Source organism: Methylobacterium sp. P3_A11, assembly GCF_056403155.1.
On the sequence record NZ_JBFUGA010000052.1, the window covers coordinates 17,725 to 41,309 of the forward strand.

Genomic DNA, 23,585 nt, shown 5'->3' on the forward strand with positions numbered 1-23,585 from the left:
TGTTGACGGGAGCGACGTGACGGTCGAAAGCGGGGCCAACCCCGTTTGGACAAGCGCCCGCCCGTACCCGCGATGATGGACAAGACCTTCGAGCCCGCCTCCGTCGAGGCGCGGATCTCAGCCGCCTGGGCCGAGGCGGACGCCTTCCGCGCCGGCCGTGCCGAGCGTGCCGGTGTTCCGCCTTACTGCATCGTGATCCCGCCACCGAACGTGACGGGCTCGCTTCACATGGGCCACGCCCTCAACAACACGCTGCAGGACATCCTCTGCCGCTTCGAGCGCATGCGCGGCAAGGACGTGCTCTGGCAGCCCGGTACGGACCACGCCGGCATCGCCACCCAGATGGTGGTCGAGCGGCGGATGATGGAGCGCCAGGAGCCCGGCCGCCGCGAGATCGGCCGCGCGGCCTTCGTCGAGAAGGTCTGGGCGTGGAAGGCGGAATCCGGCGGCGCGATCGTCAACCAGCTCAAGCGGCTGGGCGCCTCCTGCGACTGGTCCCGTGAACGCTTCACCATGGACGAGGGCCTGAGCCGCGCCGTGCTCAAGACCTTCGTCGACCTGCACCGGCAGGGCCTGATCTACCGCGACAAGCGGCTGGTGAACTGGGACCCGAAGTTTCAGACCGCGATCTCGGACCTCGAGGTCCAGCAGATCGAGACCAAGGGCCATCTCTGGCACTTCGACTACCCGGTGGTCGACGAGTCCGGCACCGAGACCGGCGAAGTGATCACGGTGGCGACGACGCGCCCGGAGACGATGCTGGGCGATACCGGCGTCGCGGTCCATCCGGAGGATGCGCGCTACACCGCGCTGGTCGGCAAGCGCGTGCGCCTGCCGCTGGTCGGCCGTCTGATCCCGATCGTGGCCGACACCTACTCGGACCCGGAAAAGGGCACGGGCGCAGTCAAGATCACGCCCGCCCACGACTTCAACGATTTCGATGTCGGCCGCCGCCAGGGTCTCGGCGTGATCAGCATCCTCGATCCCGAAGGCCGGATGCTGCTCGACGGCAACGCGGACTTCCTCGACGGGACCTCGCCCGAGCCGGAAGCCCTGGCGCTCCACGGCCTCGACCGGGCGCAGGCCCGCAAGGAGGTCGTCGCGCTGATGGAGGCGCGCGGGCGCCTGCGCGCCACCGAGCCGAACACCCACGCGGTCCCGCACGGCGACCGCTCGGGCGCGGTCATCGAGCCCTTCCTCACCGACCAGTGGTACGTCAACGTCAAGCCGCTCGCAGAGCGCGCCCTCCAGGCGGTGCGCAACGGGCAGACCAGGTTCGTGCCCGAGAACTACGAGAAGATCTTCTTCCAGTGGCTCACCAACATCGAGCCGTGGTGCATCTCGCGCCAGCTCTGGTGGGGCCACCAGATCCCGGTCTGGTACGATGAGGATGGCGGCGTGTTCGTCGCCGAGAGCGAGGCCGAGGCTCTGGCCGCAGCCGAGGCCAAGCACGGCCGCTCCGTGGCGCTGACCCGCGACGAGGATGTGCTCGACACGTGGTTCTCCTCGGCGCTCTGGCCGTTCTCGACGCTCGGCTGGCCGGACTCGACCCCGGAACTGGCGCGCTTCTACCCGACCAACACCCTGGTGACCGGCAAGGACATCCTGTTCTTCTGGGTCGCCCGGATGATGATGATGGGCCTGCACCTCACCGACCGGGCGCCCTTCGACACGGTCTACCTGCACACCCTGGTGCGGGACGCGTCGGGTGCGAAGATGTCGAAGTCGAAGGGGAACGTCGTCGATCCCCTGGAGCTGATCGATCAGGTCGGCGCCGATGCCCTGCGCTTCACCCTCTGCGCCCTCGCCGTCCAGGGCCGCGACATCAAGCTGTCCGCAGACCGGGTCCAGGGCTACCGCAACTTCGCGACCAAGCTCTGGAATGCCGCCCGCTTCGCCGAGCTGAACGGCTGCCGCCTGGATCCGGCCTTCGACCCGCGCTCCGCCACCGGTGCGATCAACCGCTGGGCGTTCACCGAGGCCGCCCACGCGGTCGAGGAGGTTACGGGCGCCCTCGAGGCCTTCCGCTTCAACGACGCCGCCGGGGCCGCCTACCGCTTCGTCTGGAACATCTTCTGCGACTGGTATCTCGAACTCGCCAAGCCCGTGCTGCAGGGTGAGGGCGTGGATCCCGCCATCAAGGCCGAGACCCAGGCAAGCGTGGCCTTCCTGATTGATCAAGTCGCCAAGCTGCTGCACCCGTTCATGCCGTTCCTCACCGAGGAGCTGTGGGTGATCAAGGGAGCGGACCTGCCGGAGCGCGGCCTCCTGACCCTGGATACATGGCCGGACCTCGGTGGCCTCGCCGACGCATCCGCCGAGGCCGAGGTCGGCTTCGTGGTCGATCTGGTCAGCCAGGTGCGGTCGGCGCGCTCCGAGACCAATGTCCCGGCCGCCGCGCAGATCCCGCTGGCGATGGTCGGCGCAATCCCGGAGGTGCGGGCGCGGGTCGAGGCTTGGCGCGACACGCTGCTGCGCCTCGCCCGGCTCTCGGACATCACCTTCGCGGAGACCCCCCCGAAGAACTCGGTCCAGCTGCTGGTGCGCGGCAGCGTCGCCACGCTGCCGCTCGAGGGCGTGGTCGACCTCGCCGCCGAGGTCGCGCGCCTGAGGAAGGAGCAGGGCAAGGCGCAGGGCGAGATCAAGAAGATCGACGCCAAGCTCGGCAATGCCGACTTCGTCGCCCGCGCGCCGGAGGAGATCATCGAGGAGAACCGCGAGCGGCGCGAGACCGAGGCCGCGCGGCTCGCGAAGATCGAGGAGGCGCTGGCCCGGCTCGGCGGGGATTGAGCGACTCGGCCCGTCTCACCGCGCGCCGTCCGACGGCGGCGCGCTTTGGGTGCAGGCTTCACCGGCGCGTGCCGAGGGTGCCGACGAAGGGATTGGGTGAACGCGCGCTGCCGTACGAGCCAGGCTCGGCCGAACTCCCGAAACCGTCGTGCCCGGCGCCGCGCGGGTGGGTGGAATAGTCGGGCGGCACGTACATCCCGGCTTGGTTGCGGAAACCGGGCCTCAGTGGGTCGGCCTTCCGTAAGGCAGGACCTTCGTCGAAACGGCGCGTGTCGACATCACGGACGGCGTAAGGCCTCGTCTGCACGCCCTTCGGTCGCACGCGCTCGGTGACGGCTTGCTTTGCGTCGATGTAGCTCTGAGAATCCGAATCGAGTTCGGTCGCGACAACCCCGATCGTCGATCCGAAGAGTACGGCAACGGCCAGCAGTGTCTTCATCGCGCACCCCAGGATCCGGCACGGCTCCATCGTGGAGGACCGTGGTCTACGGGTGCCTGCCGGACCTTGCGGGACCTTACGTCGTTTGTCCCGACCTGCGGGCAACGGGCGGCACGTGCCGTGACGACGTTCCGAAGCGCAGGGCTGAACGCCGACTCGGCGGGACTGGGCTGGCGGGACACGGACCGCGCGGGCCGGCTCCGGCCAAGCGCCGCGACCTGTCCAAATGGTAATTTGACCGCCACGCCCGGGTCAGGGGCCGGTCCCTAGACAGATCGTATCGAGCGCCGGGTGCCGGCGTCGTCCCGATCCGTTCCATGAGGTTGAGACCCCTATGACCGAGACCCGTCCTTCCGGCCGCACCTCGCGCCGTGCCCTCGCCTCCGTGGCCGCTGCCGCGCTCATCGCCGGCGGCGCCCTCGGCAGCGGCTACCTACCGTCCGCCACCCCGGCCTATGCCCAGGCCCTCCCGAAATCCCCGATCGAAGCCCCCGAGCACCCGCCGGGCTCCTTCGCCGGGATCGTCAACAAGGTGAAGCCCGGCGTCGTCTCGGTGAAGGTCAAGCTCGACGATTCGGCGAGCAGCGACGACGAGGATGGCCCGAACCAGGGCCGCAACCTCCAGAACGTGCCGCCGCAGCTGCGCGAGTTCTTCAAGCGGTTCGGTCAGAACGGCCCCGGCGGCATGCAGCCCCAGCACCAGGGTCCGCGCGGCGCGGTCGGGTCCGGCTTCATCATCTCGGCCGACGGCTATGTGGTGACCAACAACCACGTGGTCGACCACGCCAAGACCGTGCAGGTGACCCTCGACGACGGCCGCACCCTTGACGCGAAGGTGATCGGCAAGGACTCGAAGACCGACGTGGCGCTCCTCAAGATCACCGAGGGCTCGAACTTCCCCTACGTGCAGTTCGGCAAGGCCGCGCCGCAGGTCGGCGACTGGGTGGTGGCGATCGGCAACCCGTTCGGCCTCGGCGGTACGGTAACCGCCGGCATCGTCTCGGCCCGCGGCCGCGACATCGGTGCCGGTCCCTATGACGACTTCCTGCAGATCGACGCCCCAATCAACAAGGGCAATTCCGGCGGCCCGACCTTCAATGTCAACGGCGAGGTGGTCGGCGTGAACACCGCCATCGCGTCCCCGTCGGGCGGCAGCGTCGGTCTCGCCTTCGCGATCCCCGCCGAGACCGTGCAGGCGGTGGTCGACCAGCTCCGCACCGACGGAAAGGTGGCCCGCGGCTACCTGGGCGTCCAGATCCAGCCGGTGACGCAGGACATCGCCGAGGGCCTGGGCCTCGACAAGGCCAAGGGCGCCCTCGTCGACCACGCCGAGAACGGCACGCCGGCGGCCAAGGCCGGGCTGAAGGCCGGCGACGTGATCGAGAAGGTCAACGGCGACACGGTGGACAGCGCCCGCGAGCTGTCGCGCCGGATCGCCGGGATGAAGCCCGGCGCCAAGGTCGAGCTGAGCTACCTGCGCGGCGGCAAGTCCGACACAGCGACGGTGACGCTGGGCACGATGCCGACCGACGGCACCAAGATGGCCAGCCGTGACGAGGATTCGGGCAACGGCCAGCCGCGCCTCGGCCTGCAGCTGGCGCCGGCCGGCGATGTCGGCTTGTCAGACCAGGGCGTGGCGGTGGTCCAGGTGGATCCCGACGGTCCGGCGGCGGCCAAGGGTATCGAGGCGGGCGACGTGATCCTCGACGTCGGCGGCCAGAGTGTGTCCCGTCCTGCGGACGTCGCGGCGCAGATCCGGGCGGCGGAATCGAGCGGGCGCAAGGCCGTGCTGATGCGGGTGAAGAGCGGCAAGGGCCAGACCCGCTTCGTCGCGGTGTCGCTGAGCAAGAACGCCGGCTGAAGCCGGTTCCCCCCCGGCACGGGGCTCCCTGCCCCGCGCCATCTCGTGGTGACCTCAGACTGGCGCCGGCCGAGCAGGCCGGCGCCTTTTCGCGTGCCGTGCACTGCCCGTCAGGGACGCCCGCCGAGCCAGCCGGCGCCGTCCTTGCAAGCGAGTCGGCTCGGCGCTGCACGCGGATGGCGAGGTGGCGGTGCTGGCCTGCGTCGCCGGGCGTCCGAAGACGGCGACTTCGAGCCCTGTCAGGCGTCCGGGACCGGAAGCCCGAGCCCAGGTCCGAGCCGGGTGCGGCACCGCCCCAGCGCCGCGAAGGCTGCGTTCGAATCCTTGGCGAGGCGCATCAGGTCCCCAAGCCGCGCCCGGCCGCGGGCGAAGGCGAAGAACACCGCGGCGATGTCGGGCTCGCCGTCGGCCGTGAGCGCCTCCGCGGCGAAGGCCGGCAGCGCTTGGCCGGCCGGGTCGCAGATAACCCGGAGCGCGGCGAAGGGCAGGCCGTGCCGTCCCGCGAATGCCGCCGCCACGTGCGATTCCATGTCGACGGCCGCCGCTCCCGTCGTAGCCCGCAATTCGGTCTTGCCGTCGACTGCGAGGATGGCCGTGTCGACCCCGGCCAGATCCGCGGGGATCACTCGCGGGCCGACGCCCGACAGGATGTTGAGGAGCGCGGCCGACAGATCGAGATCCGCGGCGCGCCGGCCATCCTCGCTCACCACGCCGGTGCCGACCACGACATCGCCGGGCTTCAGCGACGGATCGAGGCCGCCCGCGATGCCGAAGCTGATCACCGCCCGGCAACCGGGAGCGACGCGGGCGTCGAGGAGTTGGCGAAGCCGGTGCGGATTGCCGCCGGCACCTACGGCCTCGACCCCCTCCCCCGCCGCCATGCGACGCTCTCGGGCGAGGCCGGTGACGGCCAGGACGGGGGCTGTAGGATCGATCATCGCGCGCTGGTGGACCAGTCCGGCGAGGTCCGCAAGCAGGCGCGGACGCCGCGGTCCAGCCGCGGGCCGATCCGGCGCGGCGCCGGATTTGCCCGGTTCCGCGGGATCGTCGTCTGAAGGGGCCACGTGTTCAACACCGGGGGTCGCGGGTCGGTCGCCGGGAGGGTCCAACGCGGCTGCGATCCGGCGGGGAGGAGCCGGCCTCCCGGGCCGGCCCCAAAGGCTCACATCCCGAACTGGACGTGCCGGCTGTTGCCGCGCTTGAGGTTGCGGAAACGCGCCATCGCCCAGAGCGGGAAGAACTTCGGGTAGCCATGGTAGCGCAGGTAGAACACCCGCGGGAAGCCCGTGGCCGTATAGCGCTCCTCCTTCCAGAACCCGTCCGCGCCCTGCGTGCGGGTGAGAAAGTTGATGCCCCGGGTCACGGCCGGATCGTCGACCGCGCCCGCCGCCATCAATGCGAGCAGCGCCCAGGCGGTCTGCGAGGCGGTGGACGAGCCGGCCTCGAAGGCCGGGTCGATCTTGTACGAGTTGGCGTCTTCGCCCCAGCCCCCATCCGGGTTCTGGATGCGGATCAGCCAGGAAACCGCCCGCTGGATGCGCGGATCGGCCGGATCGACACCTGCGGCGTTGAGGGCGCAGAGCACTGACCACGTTCCGTAGATGAAGTTCATGCCCCAGCGGCCGTACCAAGAGCCATCCTCCTCCTGGTCGTTCAGGAGGTAATTCACGCCGCGGTCCAGCGCGCGGGAGGTCTCGCGGGTTTCGCCGAGCTGGGCAAGCATCCCGACCACGCGGGCGGTCACGTCCGCGGTCGGCGGGTCGAGCAGCGCGCCGTGATCCGAGAACGGGATGTGGTTGAGATACATGTGGTTGTTGTCGGCGTCGAACGCCGCCCAACCGCCATCCTCGGACTGCAGCCCCTCGACCCATTCGCGGGCGCGAGCGATCGAGGCCTTGTAGTCCGGCATGCCGGCCACCAACCCATGCTGGTGCATGGCCCGGTCCATCGCCATCACCACCACGGCGGTGTCGTCGAGGTCCGGATAGTGGGCGTTGGCGTACTGGAACGCCCAGCCGCCCGGCCGAACCTTCGGCTTGCGCGCCGCCCAGTCGCCCACGATGTCGAGCACCTGCCGGGGCTTGAGCCAGTCGAGCCCGGCGCGGGCCTGGGCCTCCGCCTCGGGGCCGCCGGCTTCCAAGAGCGCATGGCTCGCGAGCGCCGTGTCCCAGACCGGCGAGACGCAGGGCTGGACGTAGGCCTCGTCAGCCTTCTCGACGACGAGCTTCTCGATGGCGTCGCAGGCGACGCGAACCTGCGGATGATCGGGCCTGTAGCCCATCACCTCGTACATGAGCACCGAATTGACCATGGCCGGGAAGATGGCCCCGAGGCCGTCCTCGCCGTTGAGACGCTCGCTGACCCAGGCGCGGGCCATCTCCATGGCGCGCTGCCGGCGCTTGCGCGGCATGTGGTTCTCGACCCGCTGCAGCACCCGATCGATGAAGCCGAAGATCGGCGTCCACGGCCACGTGGCATGCGGGGAGCCGGGCCAGGAACGCACGCTCTCCGGGGGCGTCACGAACAGCTCCTGGACGCTGATGCCGCGCGGGTTGCGCGCCCGGGGCTTGGTCGCCTGGAGCACGAACAGCGGCACCACGGTGGTGCGCGCCCAGTAGCTGATCTTGTCGAGGTGGAACGGGAACCACTTCGGCAGGAACATCACCTCAACGGGCATCACCGGCACGGCGCGCCACGGCACCTCGCCGTAGAGCGCCAGCATGAAGCGCGTGAACACGTTGGCGTTGGCGGCGCCGCCGCGGGACAGGATACCCTCGCGCGCCCGGCGCATGTGCGGCGCCTCGATGTCGTCGCCGATCATCTTCAGGGCGAAGTACGCCTTGACCGTGCAGCTCATGTCGAACGGCCCCTCGTGGACGAGGGCCCAGCCGCCGTGCCGGCCTTGGGTGCGGCGCAGGTAGCTGCCGATCTTGGCCTCGAGGTCGCCGGGGACCTGCGTGCCGCGGAAATGGTGGAACAGGATGTACTCGGACGGAATCGTGGCATCCGCCTCGAGTTCGAAGCAGATATGCCCGTCGTCATGCGCCAGGGCGGTCAAGGCGCGGGTTGCCTGAGCCACGCCGCGCTCGACGTCCTCGAGCGAGATCCCCTGCGTCTTCGAGCGCTGCAGCGCCTCGACTTTGCTTACGGCCTCTCTCATAGTCCTCGCCTCAAACGACCGCCTCGCGGCGGACGCCATGCCTCAAGCTGCGCCGCGCGTCCGGGTTCCGGCGCGCACGACAGATCCCGCGCGCAAGGAACGCGCGGCCGTCTGGCCCGAGCGGATCGCTCCCTCAATCGTCGATGGCAGGCCGGTGGCGGTCCAATCGCCTGCCAGGACGAGATTGTCGTAGGCGGTTTCGGCCTTCGGGCGCCGCGCGGCTTCCGCCGGCGTCGCCGCAAAGGTCGCACGCTTCTCCTTTACGATCTGCCAGCTGGGCAAGTCTGGTGCAAGGTTGCACAGCTGTGCGATCTCGGCCCAGATCTGCCGAGCGAGGTCTTCGCGGGGCACGTCGAGGAGCCGGTCGGCGCCGCTGATCGTGACCGAATACCGATCCGGATAGGCGAAAAGCCACTCTGTCAGGCTGTTGACGACACCGAGCACCAGGGGGCTGCCGGGCTTCGGTGTCAGCGCGAAATGCGCGTTCACGATGGAGCGGAATTCCATGGGAGCGAGGAGACCGGGCAACACCTCCCGCGCCACCCAGGGCGGCAGCGCCAGGACGACGCCGTCCTCCGGCCCGAGGCTCTCGACGCCGTCCGAGAAGACGAGCTGCGCGGCGCGCCCCCCGGCGAGGTCGAGGCTGCGCAGCCGGCGCCCGAAGCGAACCTCGCAGCCGCGGGCTGTGAGGAAACGCAGCGCCGGATCGACGAAGGCGTAGGACAGGCCCTCGACGGCGACGAGGGGGCGGCAGGCCTTGCCGCCGGCGCCCAGGGTCTCGCGCAGGATGCGGGCCGCGAGCCCGACATCGCTGTCCCGGGGCTCGGTGTTGAGGGCGGCCAGCAGCACCGGGTGCCACAGGCGTCTGTAGAGCGCGCCCTCGCAGGCCATGTGCGCGCCGATCGTGCCGCCGGCGCCCTCCGCCTTTCTGGACGCCGCCCGCAGGATGCCGAGCGGGGCCAAATAATCCCGCGCCCGGGTGCCGGGGACGCGGCGCGCCGGGCTCATCACCCACCAGGGCAGCCGCCCGGCATTGGGACGCAGGCGCCAGCGCTCGCCGGTCTTCAGGTCGGCGAAGTCGAACTCCGCTGCGTCCGGACCGGCGAGGGCGTCGGCCGGTGCGCCGATCGTCCTGAGGAAACTCAGCGAATCGGCATTGCCCGAGAGCAGCAGGTGGTTGCCGTTGTCGATGGTCAGGCCGAGCGCCGGATCGTAATAGGAGCGGCAGCGCCCGCCCGCCTGCTTGGCGGCCTCGTGCAGCACCACGCGGGTGCCAGCCTCGGCCAGCGCGACCGCGGCGGAGAGGCCGGCCAGCCCGGCGCCGACGACGTGAACGGTGTCCATCAGATCAGGCCGTGGCGGAGGACGACGCCGAGGAGCGCGCGCTTGCCCGGCTTCACCCGGGCGCGGGGCATGGCCCAGCCGCGTTCGAGCACCGCCTTGAGGTACAGGTGATAGGCCGCCGCCATCAGCCGGGCGGCCTTGGTGGCCTTGCGGGGGCTGCGCCGGATGATCTCCCAGGTCGCCTGATAGTGGTCTTCGGCCTCCCGGGCGAGGGAGAGGCAGACCTCGCCGATGCGCGGGTGGCTGATCGCCTCGACCGGCGTCGGATCGGAGAGCCCGATGGCCGCGAGCTTCTCCCGCGGCAGGTAGAGGCGGCCGCGCTCGGCATCCTCGTCGATGTCGCGCAGGATGTTGGTGAGCTGGAGCGCCCGGCCCTGATGCCAGGCGAGCCGGATGCCGTCCGCCTCGGGCATGCCGAAGATCCGCACCGACAGCCGGCCGACCGCGCTGGCGACCCGGTCGCAATAGAGGTCCAGGGTCTCGGCATCGGGGGCGACGATGTCCTCGACGGCGTCCATCGCCATGCCGTCGATGACCGCCTGGAAATCCTCGCGCTTCAGTCCGAAGCGGCGCACGGGCTCCACCAGGTCGCGCACCCGCGGGGCCGGGCGGCCGGCATAAAGGGCGTCGATGTCCGCCCGCCAGCGATCGAGCTCGACTTGCCGGACGGCCCGGGTGCCGCCATCGTCGGCGACGTCGTCCACGGCGCGGCAGAAGGCGTAGACGGCGTACATGGCCTCCCGCCGCTCCTTCGGCAGCAGGCGCATCGCCGTGTAGAAGGAGGAGCCGGCGGCGGGGAGCGCCGGGGCAGCGCCGTCCTGGGTGGCAGCGGGGGTGGCAGTTGCGCTCACGAGCGGATTCCTTGAGCCGCGGCCCGAACGGTCCGCCCGCGGAAGGGCCGGCGCGCCAGGGTGGCGGCGACGCCGCCCAAGGCCGTCAGGGCGAAGGCGGCCTTGCCGTGATGGACCTTCTCCGAGAGCGGATCGCGCTCCAGCAGGCCCCGGCTCAACACCACGGCCAGCCGGTGGATCGCGGCGATCTCGAGGGACAGGCGCAGGTCATCGATCAGGTCCGGCAGGACCGCGCCCTCGTCGAGGAGGTCGAGACATCGCTGCGCCAGCTCGCGGATCACCGCCCGGAGCTGCGGCGGCGCCTTGGCGGCGCCGAGCATCGCCACGGTCGCGCCGTGGCGGTCGAGGCAATCCTGCGGGATGTAGACCCGGTCTAGGGCGGCGAAATCCTTGCCGCAATCCTGGAGATGATTGATTACCTGCAGGGCCGCGCAGATCGCGTCGGAGGATTGGTACACGCGAGCGGGGTCCTCGCCGTGCACGTCGAGGACGAAGCGCCCCACCGGCATGGCCGAGTAGCGGCAATAGTGGATGAGTTCGTCCCAGTCGGCGTAGCGGTTCTTGTGCGCGTCCATGCGGAACGCATCGAGCAGTTCCAGAGCATGGCGCGGCGGCAGGCCGCGGGCGGCGAGTTCGCGCTTGAGCGGCTCCGCCTCGGGATCGGCGGGGCCGGCGCCGGTGAGCGCGTCCGCGAGTCGATCGAGCAGCGCGATCTTGCGCTCGGGCGACAGATCCGCATGGTCGGCCACGTCGTCGCCGGCGCGGACGAAGTTGTAGAAAGCCAGGATCGCGCCGCGGTGGCGCGGGTGGATCAGGTGCGAGGCGACGGGGAAGTTCTCGTCCTGGTGCCCCTTGCCGGAGCGCGTCGCCGTGGCGGATTCGAGAGTGCTCATGCGAGGTAACCCGCCTCCCGGAACCACGTGATCGCGTCGGACAGCCCCTCGCGATAGGGCCGGGCCGTGTAGCCGAGCTCGGCGCGCGCCTTCCGGTCCGAGAAGAACATCCGGTAGCGCGACATGCGGATGCCGTCGATGGTCGCGAAGGGCTGTCTGCCGGTGGCCCGTGCGGCGAGCTGCGCGAAGAACGCCACCGGATAGACAGCGGCCCGGGGCAGGCTCACGGTCGGCGGCTTGCGGCCGACCATGCCGGCGATGTCGGCGAGCATCTGGGACAGGAAGACGTCCTCGCCGCCCAGAATATAGCGTTCGCCGATCCGGCCCTTGCGGAGCGCCAGGAGATGGCCGTGGGCCACGTCGTCTACATGGGCGAGGTTGAGGCCGGTATCGACGAAGGCCGGCATCTTCCCGAGGGCCGCCTCCTGAATGATCCGGCCGGTGGGCGTCGGCTTGACGTCGCGGGGGCCGATCGGCGTCGACGGGTTGACAATCACCGCCTGCAGGCCGTCGCGGGCGACCATCTCCTCGACCACCCGCTCGGCCACGACCTTGCTTCGCTTGTAAGCGCCGATCGCGGTCTCGGGCGTCAGCGGCAGGGTCTCGTCGGAGGGCGTGACGCCGTCGGCCGGCGGTTTGATCGTCGCGACGCTCGACGTGTAGACGACCCGCTCGACACCGGCATCCAGGGCCGCGCGCATCATCAGCCGCGTGCCGTCGCGGTTCGTGCGGACGATCTCCTCCATGTCGGGCGCCCAGAGCCGGTAATCGGCCGCCGCGTGGATCAGGTAACGCTGCCCGCGCATCGCCGCTGCCACGGCGGCCGGATCGCGCATGTCGCCCTCGACGATCTCGACATCGGTCCAGGTGAGGTTCCGGCGGGGGCTCGACGCGCGCACGAGGATGCGCACCGGGAATCCGGCCTTACGGAACACGTCGACCAGGGCGGAGCCGAGGAAGCCGCTCGCGCCGGTGATCAGCACGGGACCGACCTCGGAGGCGCCGGGGGTTGTGGCCTCTGCCATCACGGATCTGGAGGGTTACCGAAAACCAGCCGGGCCGGGAGTCCCGGCCGCGGCGCGCTTGTGTCATCGAACCGCCCGGGCGGCAAGCCAAGCGCCGGCGGAGCGGCTTCCGCAGCCCCTGCCCGACGTCGCCGAGTCCGCGCCCGGATGCACGTGGCACAGGCCCTCACCCAGGGGCGGGAACGGCGCCTCGGACTTGTCAGGGCTCCAAAAACCGACTATGCGCCGCCCCTCGCGTTCGCTCCGGCCGGGGGCTGAACGGACGGTGCCGCTTGCGGTGCAGGGGTCTTCCCGACCCCGTCGTCCGGTGTCTCCGCCTTCGATCAACCGCTCGGGCCTGAAAATCGGCTCGAAGGGCTTGGCGCCGAGCGTTCCGCGAGATGAACCGGCCCGAATCAGCTGCCTTCCGGCGGCCGGGCTCCTTTTGACGATGAAAGGCCCGACGATGCCTCTCTACGAGCATGTGCTCTTGGCCCGCCAGGACGTGACGTCCCAGCAGGTCGAGACGATGATCGACACCTACAAGGGTGTGATCGAGCAGAACGGTGGCCGTCTCGAGAAGATCGAGATGTGGGGCGTGAAGTCCCTCGCCTATCGGATCAAGAAGAACCGCAAGGCGCATTTCGCGCTCCTCAACATCGACGCCCCGCCGGCCGCCATCGCCGAGATGGAGCGCCAGATGCAGATCTCCGAGGACGTGCTGCGCTTCATGACCGTCCGGGTCGAGGAGCTTGATTCCGAGCCGTCCGCCATGATGCAGAAGCGCGACCGCGACGACCGCAAGGACCGCGAGCGTGGCCGTCGTCGTGACGACGAGGGCTTCGGCGGCGGCGGCGGCTTCGGCGGCGACCGGGGTGATCGCGGCGATCGCGGTGATCGTGCCGAGCGCAGCTTCGGCGGGGAGGGCTAACACATGGCTTTCGGTGCTGGTGCGGGCGGCGGACGCCGTCCCTTCTTCCGTCGTCGCAAGACCTGCCCGTTCTCCGGCGCGAACGCGCCGAAGATCGACTACAAGGACGTCAAGCTCCTGTCCCGCTACGTGTCCGAGCGCGGCAAGATCGTGCCGTCGCGGATCACCGCGGTCTCGGCCAAGAAGCAGCGCGAACTCGCCCAGGCGATCAAGCGCGCCCGCTTCCTCGGCCTGCTGCCCTACGTGATCAAGTAGGCCATCGAAACCCGCCGGCCCGGCATCTGCCCGGGCCGGCCCTCGCAGAGGGCGGCTCACGCCGCCCGATCGTTGGGGCGCAACGCCGCCTCTAACCCTGCCGCAGCGGCAGCGGGACAGCGGACCTCATGGCACAGCATATCGGCATCGGTATCGGCGCGGGCCTCGTCTCGGCACTCCTGTTCGGCGTGCTGCTGAAGGCGACCCCGCTGGCGATCCTGCTCTACCTCGTGGCGCCCCTGCCGATCCTGATCGTCGGCCTCGGCTGGAGCCGCAAGGCCGCGCTCGCGGCGGCAGCCGCCGGAAGCCTCGTTCTGACCCTGGTGATCGCTCCCTTCATGGGGCTCGCCTTCGCGGCCTACATCGCCCTGCCGGCTTGGTGGCTCGCCTATCTGACCCTGCTCGGGCGTGAGACGTCGGCCGGCCTCGAATGGTACCCGACCGGCCGCCTCCTCGGCTGGATCGCCGCCACGGCCGCCCTCGCCTTCATCGCCATCGCGGTCCTGTCCTCGCCGAATCACGCGGCCTTCGACGCGCAGCTGCGCGGGCTCGCACAGACGCTCGTCCAGACGCGGATGCCGGCCACGCGGCCGGCCGTCGAGGGTCGACGCGCCGACGCGCCGTCGTCCGATGCCACTGGCCAGGACGGAACGGCCGCGCCGGCGCCGCAGACCGACACCGATCAGGCCGACGTCACCCGGGCCGAACTGGCGGACGCCCTCGCCCGCGTCGTTCCGGCCTTCGCGGCCAACGGTCTGGCGCTGCTCCTGGCCTTCTACCTCTGGGCCTCGGCCCGGATCGTGAAGATTTCCGGCCGCCTGCCCAGGCCCTGGCCCGACATCCCCTCCACCATCATGCCGCGCACGACGCTGGCGGCCCTCGCGGCAGCCGTCGCGATGTGCTTCGCCCCGGGCTATGTCGGCGTGTTCGGCGTCGCCCTGGTCGGCGCGTTCAGCGCGGCCTTCGCACTCCAGGGGCTCGCCGCCTTCCACGACCGCTCGCGCGGCCGGCCGGGGCGCGGGCTGATGCTGTTCGGCATGTACCTGATCCTGTTCGTGACCCAGGGCATCGCCCTGGTGGCACTCACCGTGTTCGGCCTCGCCGACACCGCCCTCGACCGCCGGCGTCCCAGGGACAATCCGGCGCCGTGAAACCCCGGCCCCAGCGGCCGACCACCTGAAGGAGAAAGACTATGGAAGTGATCCTGCTCGAGCGCGTGGCCAAGCTCGGCCAGATGGGCGAGACCGTGAACGTCCGCCCGGGCTTTGCCCGCAACTTCCTGCTCGCCCGCGGCAAGGCCCTGCGCGCGACGGAATCCAACAAGAAGCACTTCGAAGCGCAGCGCGCCCAGCTGGAGGCCCGCAACCTCGACCGCAAGAAGGACGCCGAGGCGGTGGCCGAGAAGCTGAACGGCCAGAGCTTCATCCTGATCCGGCAGTCGGGTGAGACCGGCGTGCTCTACGGCTCCGTCTCGACCCGCGATCTCGCCGAGGTCGTCGCGAAGGAGGGCTTCACGGTCGATCGCGGGCAGTTCATCCTCAACCAGCCGATCAAGACGCTGGGCCTTCACAAGGTCCCGGTGGTGCTGCACCCCGAGGTCGAGGTCGAGATCACCGTGAACGTCGCCCGCAGCCCCGAGGAGGCCGAGCGCCAGGCCCGCGGCGAGTCGGTGACCGAGCGCGAGGCGTTCAACCTCGACGACCTCGGACTGGAAGTCGGCATGGCGCTGGCCGATGCCGGCGAGGGGGCCGACGACCGCGGCTGATTCGGTTCGCGGGGAACGATCGATCCGGGGTGACCTGGATCGATCGCTCTTCTGGAACGGACGAACGGAGAGTGGCATCGATCCGCGAAGCGGTATCGGACCGGGCGTCCGCGCCCACGTCGACACCCCGGTATAGGGGTGAACATTGGGGATGATCCGTCCCCCGGCTTGACACGTTCCAGTTTTGTTCCAGCATGGACGCCCGCCCCTCGCGAGAGTCGGCGGGCGTCCGCTTTTCCGCGCCCCGGCCCGGGAGAAACGGCCGTCGGCTAGGCTTCGGTAACCATACCGGGGCCAAGGTCGTGCGGTGTGATCCTGGCGCGCCCGCCGCGGCGCCTGATACGGAGTCGTCCGCCGATGGCCCTGCCCAATGCGCTCACGGCCAAGCTCGAAGCGGTTCAGGCCGAGTACCGCGTCGCCCCGCACAACATCGATGCGGAGCAGGCGCTGCTGGGCGCAATCCTCGTGAACAACGACGCCTATTACCGGGTGTCGGACTTCCTGCTGCCCGAGCACTTCATGGAGGATGCCCACCAGCAGATCTTCACGGTGGCGGCCTCCCTGATCCGGGCCGGCAAGCTCGCGACGCCCATCACGATGAAGACCTATCTGGGCGATGCCGATTTCGGCGGCCAGACGGTGATGCAGTACCTCGCCCGGCTCGCCGCCGACGCCACCACGGTGATCAACGCCGGCGATTACGGCCGGACGATCTACGATCTCGCCATCCGCCGCCGGCTGATCACCATCGGCGAGGATCTGGTCAACGGCGCCTATGAGGCGCCGGTGGAGCAGGCGCCGCGCGACCAGATCGAGGAGACCGAGCGCCGCCTGTACGAGCTGGCCGAAGCCGGACGCTACGACGGCGGCTTCCAGAAATTCTCGGACGCGCTGACCGCCGCGGTCGACATGGCGGCCAAGGCCTACCAGCGCGACGGCAAGCTCTCGGGCATCGCCACCGGGCTCAGCGACCTCGACGCCAAGATGGGCGGGTTGCAACCCTCCGATCTGATCATCCTCGCGGGGCGTCCGGCCATGGGAAAGACCTCGCTGGTGACCAATATCGCCTTCAACATCGCCAAGGCGTATCGCGGCGAGAAGCAGCCGGACGGCGCGACCAAGACCGTGAACGGCGGGATCGTCGGGTTCTTCTCCCTCGAAATGTCGGCCGAGCAGCTCGCCACCCGTATCATCGCGGAGCAGTCGGGCGTCCCGTCCTACAAGATCCGCCGCGGCGACATCCGCCCGGAGGACTTCTACAAGATCACCGACGCCGCGCGGGACATGCAGACGATCCCGTTCTACATCGACCAGAGCGGCGGCATCTCGATCGCCCAGCTCGCCGCCCGGGCGCGACGCCTCAAGCGTCAGAAGGGGCTCGACCTCCTGATCGTCGATTACCTGCAGCTGCTCTCGGGCTCGGGCAAGCGTAGCGACAACCGCGTGCAGGAGATGACCGAGATCACCACCGGCATGAAGGCGCTCGCCAAGGAACTGGCGGTGCCGATCATCGGGCTGTCTCAGCTCTCGCGTCAGGTCGAGAACCGCGATGACAAGCGTCCGCAGCTCTCCGACCTGCGTGAATCGGGTTCGATCGAGCAGGACGCCGACGTGGTCATGTTCGTGTTCCGCGAGGAATATTACGTTGGCAACAAGAAGCCTCGGGAAGGCACGGAGGAGTTCTTTGCCTGGGAAGCCGAGATGCAGCGCGTCCACGGCAAGGCCGAAGTGATCCTCGGCAAGCAGCGTCACGGCCCGACGGGAACGGTGGAGCTTCAGTTCGACGCCAACATCACCCGATTCTCGAACCTCGCGCAGGCGGATCGGATCCCCGAGCAGATGTGAGACGGTGCTGCCGCCCGTTCACGGGCGGGCGGCGAGGCGGCGGCCGTGGCAGCGCCGATGCGTGCGTCGCCATGAGCAGGCCGATCCTTTGGCCGCCGTCCGCCGGACGAGCCCGATCGTCCCGCGCGCCTCGATCGTCTGGCGCGAACCATCCCCGGGACCGGCCGTTGTGGAAACACGAATGTCCCGCCGCGGCAGGAGCGACGATGAGCGATCCGACCCCTCCGATGATGCCGTACTGGCACGTCTACACGGACGCGGACGGGGTGAGCCGCCAGGAGCGATTCTTCATCAAGCGGTTCACGTTCGAGGGCATCAACCCTGAGACCGCGCCGCAGTGGAACGACAAGATGGATCCGGCGCCGTCGATCGTGACCTTCACGGTCCTGCCGGTGGGCTGGGTCGGCGAATGGCACGAGAATCCCCGGCCGCAATGGATCGCGATCCTCTCCGGTCGCTGGTTCGTCGAGACCATGGACGGCCACCGGGTCGAGATGGGCCCGGGCGAACTGATGATGGGCGAGGATCAGAACACCAAGGCCCGTGACGGCAGGAAGGGCCACCTGTCCGGGACCGTGGGCGACGCGCCCTGCACCATGATCGTGACGGGCCTTCAGGTCGAGCCGACCGTGAACCAGCCCGGCCGCTTCACGTAGAGCGCGCGCCATGGAGGGCTTCGAGCTGACGCAGCCGCGCTTCAAGGCGTACGTCCTGCCGAACGCGCCGCTGGAGACGCTCGCCGACGGATTCCGCTGGGCCGAGGGTCCGGTCTGGTTCGGCGACCGCGACGAGTTGCTGTTCTCGGATCTGCCCAACAACCGCGTGATGCGCTGGGCGGAGCATGCCGGTCTCAGCGTCTACCGGGAGGCGAGCGACTTCGAGAACGGCCATGCCCGCGACCGGCAGGGTCGGATGCTCTCCTGCGCGCACCGGGGCCGGCGCATCCACCGGACGGAACTCGACGGGCGCATCACCAGCCTGGTCGAGCGCTACCAGGGGCGCCGGTTGAATTCGCCCAACGACGTCGTCTGCAAGTCGGACGGGACGATCTGGTTCACCGACCCACCCTACGGCATCCAGACCGATTACGAGGGCGGCAAGCAGGACTCTGAGCTGCCGGCTGCCGTCTACCGCTTCGATCCGCGCGACGGCGCCCTGCGCGTGGTCGCGGACGACTTCCAGGGTCCGAACGGGCTCTGCTTCTCGCCTGACGAGCGCAGGCTCTACATCGTCGAGACCGGCCTGCAATTCGACACCGAGCCGGTCCAGCACGTCCGCGTCTTCGACGTTGCCGAGGATGGCGGCCTGTCCGGAGGCGCAGTGTTCTGCACGATCGCGCCCGGCAATGCCGACGGGATTCGCTGCGACGAGCACGGCAATCTCTGGTCGAGCGCCGGCGACGGTGTCCACTGCATCGATCTGGGCGGCGAACGCGTCGGGAAGATCCTGGTGCCTTCGACGGTCGCCAACCTGACCTTCGGCGGCCGAAACAACAGCCGCCTGTTCCTGTGCGCGTCGCACACGCTCTACGCCATCTACGTGAACGTGCGGGGAGCCCCGCTCCTGTGAGCGCCGTGCGGGCGATCATCGGCTTCGGCCGAACCGTCGCGGACCTCGCCGTGACCGAGGCATTCTACCGCGACGGGTTGGGTTTCGCGCAGGTCGCACCGCCGGAGCCCGTTCCGCCCGCCCATTGCGAGGCGATGGGCCTGACGGACCGACGGGCCACGCAGCTGCGCATGCGGCTCGGCGCCCAGGCGGTGACCTTCCTGGCGGTGGATCCGCCCGGGGCGCCCTATCCTGACGATCCCGCCGCGACAGACCCGTTCTTCCAGCACCTCGCGATCCCGGTCCGCGACATGGGGGCCGCGATGGCGCAACTGGCGCCGCTCGCCCCGACCCCCATCAGCCACGGCGGTCCGCAGCGCCTGCCGGCCTCCACGGGGGGCGTCACCGCCTACAAGTTCCGCGACCCGGACGGGCACCCATTGGAGTTGATCGCTTTTCCCGAAGGTCCGCCCGCCGACCGCTGGCGCGACACACCGGGGCTGTTCCTGGGCATCGATCACTCTGCGATCACCGTCACTGATCTCGAGGCTACCCCGGCCTTCCTGATAGGAACGCTCGGCCTCACGCTGGGGGAGCGCGGGCTGAATCAGGGACCGGAGCAGGCGCGCCTCGACGGGGTGGACGACCCGCAGGTCGATGTGATCGCGCTGACGCCTCCGGAGCCCGCGCCGCACGTGGAACTGCTGCACTATCGCGTCCCGACCACCCGGAGGACGCTGTCTTTCGGCCCCGCCGACCGGGCCTCCACCCGCTTCGTCTTTTCCGCGGCCAATCTGCAGGACTTGCCGCGATCCCTGCGCGGTGCCGGACTGGCACCACGGATCTCCAGCGACCGCGCGGCGGTCTCCTGCGCGGGACCCGACGGACACGGCTTCTTGTTCGTGCCAGGCTGAGACACTCACATCGGCGAGGCGTGCAGGCTTGACGTGCAACCCCTCCGGCGTCCAATCCGGCCGCCTCGGAGGTGAGACCGATGCCGCTCCTCGCCCTGCCCTTTCCGGCCATCGATCCGGTGGCCCTCGCGATCGGGCCGATCACGATCAAATGGTACGCGCTCGCCTATATCGCCGGCCTGATCGGCGGCTGGTATTACGCGCGCCGCCTCGTCATGGCCGACAGCCTATGGGGGGTGGTAAAGCGCCCGCAGGTCCTCGATATCGACGACCTCGTGGTCTGGGTAGCCCTCGGCGTCGTGCTCGGCGGCCGGATCGGCTACGTGCTGTTCTACAACCTGCCCATGTACATCGCCGATCCGATGGAGATCCTGGCGATCCGCAACGGCGGCATGTCGTTCCACGGCGGCTTCATCGGGGCGATCCTGGCCTTCCTGCTCTTCGCCCGGGCCAAGAGCCTCAACGGCTACACGCTCCTCGACATAGGCGCGGTGGTCGTGCCGATCGGGCTGTTCTTCGGCCGCATCGCCAACTTCGTGAACGGCGAACTCTGGGGGCGCGTGGCGCCGGACTTCCCCTACGCCATCGTGTTCCCGAGCGGCGGACCGCTGCCGCGCCACCCGAGCCAGCTCTACGAGGCCGCGACCGAGGGCCTGCTCCTCTTCGTCGTGATGGCGATCAGCGTCCGCCGGTTCGGCTTCCGAAAGCCCGGCTTGCTCGGCGGCATCTTCGTCCTCGGCTATGCCCTGGCCCGGACGTTCTGCGAGTTCTTCCGCGAGCCGGATCGCCAGCTCGGCTTCCTGTTCGGCGACCATCTCGGTCCTATGGGCGGCGGCGTGACCATGGGCATGCTGCTCTGCGTGCCGATGATGATCATCGGCCTCACCTACATCGTGCTAGCCGGGACCGGCCGGACGCGACCGCGCAACCCGGTCGAGCTCCCCACCGCCGAGGCGGCGCGCAAGGCGGCCATCGAGGCGTGACGCCCCTCGGAGCCGAGATCGCGGCGCTGATCCGCCAGAACGGGCCGATTGGCGTCGACCGCTACATGGCCCTCTGCCTCGGCCATCCGATCCACGGCTACTACCGCAACCGCGACCCCCTGGGGGTGCAGGGCGACTTCATCACGGCGCCCGAGATCAGCCAGATGTTCGGCGAGCTGATTGGCGCCTGGACGGCCTACGTCCACGGGGCGATGGGGCGACCCGATCCGCTAATGCTGGTGGAGTTCGGGCCTGGTCGCGGCACGCTGATGGCCGATGCCCTGCGGGCGCTGCGGGCGGCGGCTCCCGGCCTGCCCGTGACGCCGCACCTCGTCGAAACCAGTCCTGTGCTGCGGGCCGCGCAGGCGCGCGCCCTCGCCGGGACCGGCGCGACGTGGCACGACGGGATCGAGACGCTGCCCCCCGGTCCGGCGATCATCCTGGCCAACGAGTTCTTCGATTGCCTGCCGGTGCGCCAGTTCGAGCGTCGCCCGACGGGCTGGCATGAGCGACAGGTCGGGCTCGGTCCCGAGGGCGCCCTCGCCTTCGGCCTGTCACCGGAACCGAGTCCCGGCCTCGACGCGGACGGCCCGGACGGCGCGCTGATGAGCGTGCCGGCAGCCGGTCTGGCGCTGATGCGCAGGCTGGCAGGACGCCTGCGCACCACGGGGGGCGCCCTGCTGGCGATCGATTACGGCCATGTCCGACCCGGGTTCGGCGATACCCTCCAGGCCCTGGCAGGCCATCGCCTCACCGATCCCCTCTCCGCCCCGGGCGCGGCGGATCTCACGCATCATGTCGACTTCGCCGCCCTCGCTCGGGCTGCACGGGCGGAGGGGGCCGCGATTCATGGACCGGTGGATCAGGGTAATTTCCTGGCCGCCCTCGGCCTCGGCGCGCGGGCCGACCGCCTGAAGGCCCGGGCCACGGCGGCGCAGTCCGCCGCGATCGACGCCGCCGTCGCACGTCTCACAGACCCCCGTGTCGGGAGCATGGGCAGCCTGTTCAAGGTCCTGGCGGTGAGCGGCCCGACGATCGGGCCGCTCCCGGGCTTCCCGGAGGCCTGAACCACCGGGTCTCGTCTTCGGACCGATGCGGAGCCGAGCGTCGTCAGCCGAAGGAGCCGAAGCCGGAATCCGTCTGGCTGGAGGGCCGCGGTGTCGGCGGTGCAGGCGGATTGAGGTCGTTGGGGTCGAAGGCGGCGGGCTCGCCCGTCACGGGATGCGCGGGCGCGGTCGGGATCCGGGGCTCCTCAGCCTCGGGGGTGTCGGGCAGGGCGTCGGTTTCGATGCCGCGTGACATTGCGATCCTTCTCGAGGTGAAGCCGGATCGGCTCCATACTGCGATGCAACAAGAATCTGACGCCTGAACGACATCGTCAAGGGTCCGGCCTTGCGGTATCGCAGCGCCACAGGGGTACGCGAGAGGCCAACCGTGACCGCAGGCATGATGATCGAGGCACCGGAACTCTCCGCGCATGCGGGCGTGCGTCACGCCTTCTTCACCCGCTGCGGGGGAGTTTCGGAGGGCGTCTACGCGTCGCTGAACGGCGGTCTCGGCTCCCAGGACGTGCCGGAGCGCGTCGCCGAGAATCGGGCGCGGATGTGCAGCCAGCTCGGCCTGCCGCCGGACCGGCTCGTGAGCCTGTACCAGGTCCATTCGGCCGACGTCGTCACAGTCACGGCGCCGTTCGCGGCGGGGGAGCGCCCGAAGGCCGATGCCATGGTGACGCGGGTGCCCGGCCTGGCGCTGGGCATCGCGACGGCCGATTGCGGGCCAATCCTGTTCGCCGATCCCGAGCACGGGGTCGTCGGCGCCGCCCATGCCGGCTGGAAGGGTGCCCTCACCGGCGTCATCGCGGCGACAGTGGCGGCCATGGAGGCGCTGGGCGCGAGACGGCAAAGGATCGTCGCCGTGCTGGGGCCGACAATCGGGCAGGCCTCCTATGAGGTCGGCCCGGACTTCATCACGCGGTTTCAGGCGGATGCCCCCGGGATGGAGCGGTTCCTGGCTGCCGGCACGCGGCCCGACCACGCGCAGTTCGACCTCCCGGGCTTCATCCTGGCGCGTCTCGCCGAAGCCCAGATCGGAGAGGCCACCGCGCTTCATCTCTGCACCTACGCGGATCCCGAGCGGTTCTACAGCTACCGCCGGGCCACGCATCGCGGCGAGGCGGATTATGGACGCCTGATCTCCGCCGTCACCCTCGCGCCATGACCCCTCCGTCCCGACCCGAACAGGGGGTGCGACACTTTGTCGACGCAGGGCCAGGAAAAAAGCGTAGCCGTAAATGAACCTTGGCCATTCGAACGCGTTGTGGGGTCAAGGTGCCGGGGAAAAACGGCGGGTTGCCACAAGGGGCCGCGATGAGCGGTCGGCGACACCGCAGAGCGTAAAGCAGCCCTGGAACCGCTGGACAGCTACCAGATCCGGCTCCGCAGCCACCCGCTCGACGGGCGGCGGGGGCAACCAGTGAGGACCAGAACATGAAATCCCTGCTCCGCGTCACCACGGCCCTCGCGGGCGTCGCCTTCGCGGGTTCGGCCTTCGCCGCCGACCTTCCGCGCCGGGCCGCTCCGCCGCCGGTGTTCACCCCGGTCCCGGTGTTCACCTGGACGGGCGCCTACTTCGGTATCAACGCCGGCTACGCCTTCGACGCCAGCAGCCGCTCCACCGGCAACAGCTTCGGCGTGCCGTTCCCCTACGCCGCCCCCGGCACCGTCGCCACCTTCCGCAACAGCAGCCAGGACGGCTTCTCCGGCGGTGGYCAGATCGGCTACAACTGGCAGCTGACCCCCGGCTCCGGCGTCGTGTTCGGCGTCGAGGCCGATGCCCAGTACCTCGACTTCGGCCGTAACCGGAACAGCGCCTTCATCAATGGCGCCCTGGCCCCCGGCTACTACGTCACCGATCCGCGCGGCCTCTCCAGCCTCGACTTCTTCGGCACCGTGCGCGGCCGCCTCGGCTACGCCTTCGACCGCACCCTCGTGTACGGCACCGGC

General features: G+C 69.9%; 22 protein-coding genes. 14 read left to right on the top strand and 8 right to left on the bottom strand.

The genetic code is table 11. The features are described 5' to 3' along the window. Positions 1 to 72 precede the first annotated feature (72 nt). The gene (locus AC1DXK_RS17125) at positions 73 to 2,790 is read left to right on the top strand and encodes a valine--tRNA ligase (protein WP_457104834.1); all 2,718 of its coding nucleotides are present in this window, start codon (positions 73 to 75) and stop codon (positions 2,788 to 2,790) included. A 58-nt stretch (positions 2,791 to 2,848) separates the two neighbouring features. Here AC1DXK_RS17125 and AC1DXK_RS17130 read toward each other — a convergent pair whose 3' ends face one another. After that, positions 2,849 to 3,229 carry a hypothetical protein gene (locus AC1DXK_RS17130; protein ID WP_457104833.1) on the bottom strand — a complete coding sequence of 127 codons (381 nt, stop codon included), beginning with the start codon at positions 3,227 to 3,229 and terminating at the stop codon, positions 2,849 to 2,851. A gap of 334 nt (positions 3,230 to 3,563) precedes the next feature. Between AC1DXK_RS17130 and AC1DXK_RS17135 the strand changes: the two genes are divergently transcribed. After that, a complete protein-coding gene (locus AC1DXK_RS17135; RefSeq protein ID WP_457104832.1) occupies positions 3,564 to 5,090 on the top strand; it encodes a Do family serine endopeptidase in 1,527 nt (508 codons plus the stop codon). Between the two features lie 239 nt (positions 5,091 to 5,329). Here the strand turns inward: AC1DXK_RS17135 and AC1DXK_RS17140 are convergent, their stop codons facing one another. From AC1DXK_RS17140 to hpnA, 6 genes are all read right to left on the bottom strand, one after another. Beyond that, positions 5,330 to 6,028 carry a phosphorylase gene (locus tag AC1DXK_RS17140; protein WP_457104831.1) on the bottom strand — a complete coding sequence of 233 codons (699 nt, stop codon included), beginning with the start codon at positions 6,026 to 6,028 and terminating at the stop codon, positions 5,330 to 5,332. Positions 6,029 to 6,252: 224 nt separating this feature from the next. Then, positions 6,253 to 8,250, bottom strand: coding sequence for a squalene--hopene cyclase (gene shc, locus AC1DXK_RS17145; RefSeq protein ID WP_457104830.1), 1,998 nt, complete (start codon positions 8,248 to 8,250; stop codon positions 6,253 to 6,255). A 42-nt stretch (positions 8,251 to 8,292) separates the two neighbouring features. Further along, entirely contained in the window at positions 8,293 to 9,594 is a 1,302-nt protein-coding gene (gene hpnE, locus AC1DXK_RS17150; RefSeq protein ID WP_457104829.1) for a hydroxysqualene dehydroxylase HpnE, read from the bottom strand. Next, positions 9,594 to 10,445 carry a presqualene diphosphate synthase HpnD gene (gene hpnD, locus AC1DXK_RS17155; RefSeq protein WP_457104828.1) on the bottom strand — a complete coding sequence of 284 codons (852 nt, stop codon included), beginning with the start codon at positions 10,443 to 10,445 and terminating at the stop codon, positions 9,594 to 9,596. Before hpnD ends, hpnE begins: the two co-directional genes overlap by 1 nt. Further along, positions 10,442 to 11,338: a squalene synthase HpnC gene (gene hpnC, locus AC1DXK_RS17160; protein ID WP_457104827.1), complete on the bottom strand. Its 897-nt coding sequence runs from the start codon at positions 11,336 to 11,338 to the stop codon at positions 10,442 to 10,444. Before hpnC ends, hpnD begins: the two co-directional genes overlap by 4 nt. After that, a complete protein-coding gene (gene hpnA, locus AC1DXK_RS17165) occupies positions 11,335 to 12,363 on the bottom strand; it encodes a hopanoid-associated sugar epimerase (RefSeq protein WP_457104826.1) in 1,029 nt (342 codons plus the stop codon). The genes hpnC and hpnA overlap by 4 nt, the downstream gene beginning before the upstream one ends. A 445-nt stretch (positions 12,364 to 12,808) precedes the next feature. Between hpnA and rpsF the strand changes: the two genes are divergently transcribed. The 10 genes from rpsF to AC1DXK_RS17215 all read left to right on the top strand — a co-directional run bounded on the left by rpsF (position 12,809) and on the right by AC1DXK_RS17215 (position 21,650). Next, a complete protein-coding gene (rpsF, locus tag AC1DXK_RS17170) occupies positions 12,809 to 13,273 on the top strand; it encodes a 30S ribosomal protein S6 (protein ID WP_457104825.1) in 465 nt (154 codons plus the stop codon). A gap of 3 nt (positions 13,274 to 13,276) precedes the next feature. Next, positions 13,277 to 13,528: a 30S ribosomal protein S18 gene (rpsR, locus tag AC1DXK_RS17175; RefSeq protein ID WP_007561044.1), complete on the top strand. Its 252-nt coding sequence runs from the start codon at positions 13,277 to 13,279 to the stop codon at positions 13,526 to 13,528. 128 nt (positions 13,529 to 13,656) lie between these two features. Then, positions 13,657 to 14,679 carry a hypothetical protein gene (locus tag AC1DXK_RS17180; RefSeq protein ID WP_457104824.1) on the top strand — a complete coding sequence of 341 codons (1,023 nt, stop codon included), beginning with the start codon at positions 13,657 to 13,659 and terminating at the stop codon, positions 14,677 to 14,679. A gap of 41 nt (positions 14,680 to 14,720) precedes the next feature. After that, complete coding sequence (gene rplI / locus AC1DXK_RS17185) at positions 14,721 to 15,293, top strand: 50S ribosomal protein L9 (protein ID WP_457104823.1); 573 nt, start codon at positions 14,721 to 14,723, stop codon at positions 15,291 to 15,293. A gap of 357 nt (positions 15,294 to 15,650) precedes the next feature. Beyond that, positions 15,651 to 17,138, top strand: a complete 1,488-nt coding sequence (locus AC1DXK_RS17190) for a replicative DNA helicase (RefSeq protein WP_457104822.1) — start codon at positions 15,651 to 15,653, stop codon at positions 17,136 to 17,138. Positions 17,139 to 17,344: 206 nt separating this feature from the next. After that, positions 17,345 to 17,794: a cupin domain-containing protein gene (locus tag AC1DXK_RS17195; RefSeq protein ID WP_457104821.1), complete on the top strand. Its 450-nt coding sequence runs from the start codon at positions 17,345 to 17,347 to the stop codon at positions 17,792 to 17,794. Between the two features lie 10 nt (positions 17,795 to 17,804). Continuing rightward, complete coding sequence (locus AC1DXK_RS17200; RefSeq protein ID WP_457104820.1) at positions 17,805 to 18,707, top strand: SMP-30/gluconolactonase/LRE family protein; 903 nt, start codon at positions 17,805 to 17,807, stop codon at positions 18,705 to 18,707. Continuing rightward, a complete protein-coding gene (locus AC1DXK_RS17205; protein ID WP_457104819.1) occupies positions 18,704 to 19,600 on the top strand; it encodes a VOC family protein in 897 nt (298 codons plus the stop codon). The genes AC1DXK_RS17200 and AC1DXK_RS17205 overlap by 4 nt, the downstream gene beginning before the upstream one ends. Positions 19,601 to 19,680: 80 nt before the next feature. Then, complete coding sequence (gene lgt / locus AC1DXK_RS17210) at positions 19,681 to 20,583, top strand: prolipoprotein diacylglyceryl transferase (protein ID WP_457104818.1); 903 nt, start codon at positions 19,681 to 19,683, stop codon at positions 20,581 to 20,583. Next, positions 20,580 to 21,650 carry a class I SAM-dependent methyltransferase gene (locus AC1DXK_RS17215; protein ID WP_457104817.1) on the top strand — a complete coding sequence of 357 codons (1,071 nt, stop codon included), beginning with the start codon at positions 20,580 to 20,582 and terminating at the stop codon, positions 21,648 to 21,650. Before lgt ends, AC1DXK_RS17215 begins: the two co-directional genes overlap by 4 nt. Positions 21,651 to 21,693: 43 nt before the next feature. Here AC1DXK_RS17215 and AC1DXK_RS17220 read toward each other — a convergent pair whose 3' ends face one another. Next, the gene (locus AC1DXK_RS17220) at positions 21,694 to 21,885 is read right to left on the bottom strand and encodes a fibronectin-attachment protein (FAP) (protein ID WP_457104816.1); all 192 of its coding nucleotides are present in this window, start codon (positions 21,883 to 21,885) and stop codon (positions 21,694 to 21,696) included. A 144-nt stretch (positions 21,886 to 22,029) separates the two neighbouring features. On the opposite strand from AC1DXK_RS17220, the gene pgeF reads away from it, so the two are divergent. Both pgeF and AC1DXK_RS17230 read left to right on the top strand, forming a co-directional pair. After that, positions 22,030 to 22,800 (top strand): peptidoglycan editing factor PgeF, encoded by a 771-nt coding sequence (gene pgeF / locus AC1DXK_RS17225; protein WP_457104852.1) that lies wholly within the window; start codon positions 22,030 to 22,032, stop codon positions 22,798 to 22,800. A gap of 269 nt (positions 22,801 to 23,069) precedes the next feature. Continuing rightward, on the top strand, positions 23,070 to 23,585 hold a 516-nt coding region (locus AC1DXK_RS17230; protein ID WP_477298452.1), incomplete at its 3' end, for an outer membrane protein.

Coding starts and splice junctions, on each gene's coding strand:
- AC1DXK_RS17125 (WP_457104834.1), top strand. CDS start 73: ATGATGGACAAGACCTTCGAGCCCGCCTCCGTCGAGGCGCGGATCTCA.
- AC1DXK_RS17130 (WP_457104833.1), bottom strand. CDS start 3,229: ATGAAGACACTGCTGGCCGTTGCCGTACTCTTCGGATCGACGATCGGG.
- AC1DXK_RS17135 (WP_457104832.1), top strand. CDS start 3,564: ATGACCGAGACCCGTCCTTCCGGCCGCACCTCGCGCCGTGCCCTCGCC.
- AC1DXK_RS17140 (WP_457104831.1), bottom strand. CDS start 6,028: ATGATCGATCCTACAGCCCCCGTCCTGGCCGTCACCGGCCTCGCCCGA.
- shc (WP_457104830.1), bottom strand. CDS start 8,250: ATGAGAGAGGCCGTAAGCAAAGTCGAGGCGCTGCAGCGCTCGAAGACG.
- hpnE (WP_457104829.1), bottom strand. CDS start 9,594: ATGGACACCGTTCACGTCGTCGGCGCCGGGCTGGCCGGCCTCTCCGCC.
- hpnC (WP_457104827.1), bottom strand. CDS start 11,338: ATGAGCACTCTCGAATCCGCCACGGCGACGCGCTCCGGCAAGGGGCAC.
- hpnA (WP_457104826.1), bottom strand. CDS start 12,363: ATGGCAGAGGCCACAACCCCCGGCGCCTCCGAGGTCGGTCCCGTGCTG.
- rpsF (WP_457104825.1), top strand. CDS start 12,809: ATGCCTCTCTACGAGCATGTGCTCTTGGCCCGCCAGGACGTGACGTCC.
- rpsR (WP_007561044.1), top strand. CDS start 13,277: ATGGCTTTCGGTGCTGGTGCGGGCGGCGGACGCCGTCCCTTCTTCCGT.
- AC1DXK_RS17180 (WP_457104824.1), top strand. CDS start 13,657: ATGGCACAGCATATCGGCATCGGTATCGGCGCGGGCCTCGTCTCGGCA.
- rplI (WP_457104823.1), top strand. CDS start 14,721: ATGGAAGTGATCCTGCTCGAGCGCGTGGCCAAGCTCGGCCAGATGGGC.
- AC1DXK_RS17190 (WP_457104822.1), top strand. CDS start 15,651: ATGGCCCTGCCCAATGCGCTCACGGCCAAGCTCGAAGCGGTTCAGGCC.
- AC1DXK_RS17195 (WP_457104821.1), top strand. CDS start 17,345: ATGAGCGATCCGACCCCTCCGATGATGCCGTACTGGCACGTCTACACG.
- AC1DXK_RS17200 (WP_457104820.1), top strand. CDS start 17,805: ATGGAGGGCTTCGAGCTGACGCAGCCGCGCTTCAAGGCGTACGTCCTG.
- lgt (WP_457104818.1), top strand. CDS start 19,681: ATGCCGCTCCTCGCCCTGCCCTTTCCGGCCATCGATCCGGTGGCCCTC.
- AC1DXK_RS17220 (WP_457104816.1), bottom strand. CDS start 21,885: ATGTCACGCGGCATCGAAACCGACGCCCTGCCCGACACCCCCGAGGCT.
- pgeF (WP_457104852.1), top strand. CDS start 22,030: ATGATGATCGAGGCACCGGAACTCTCCGCGCATGCGGGCGTGCGTCAC.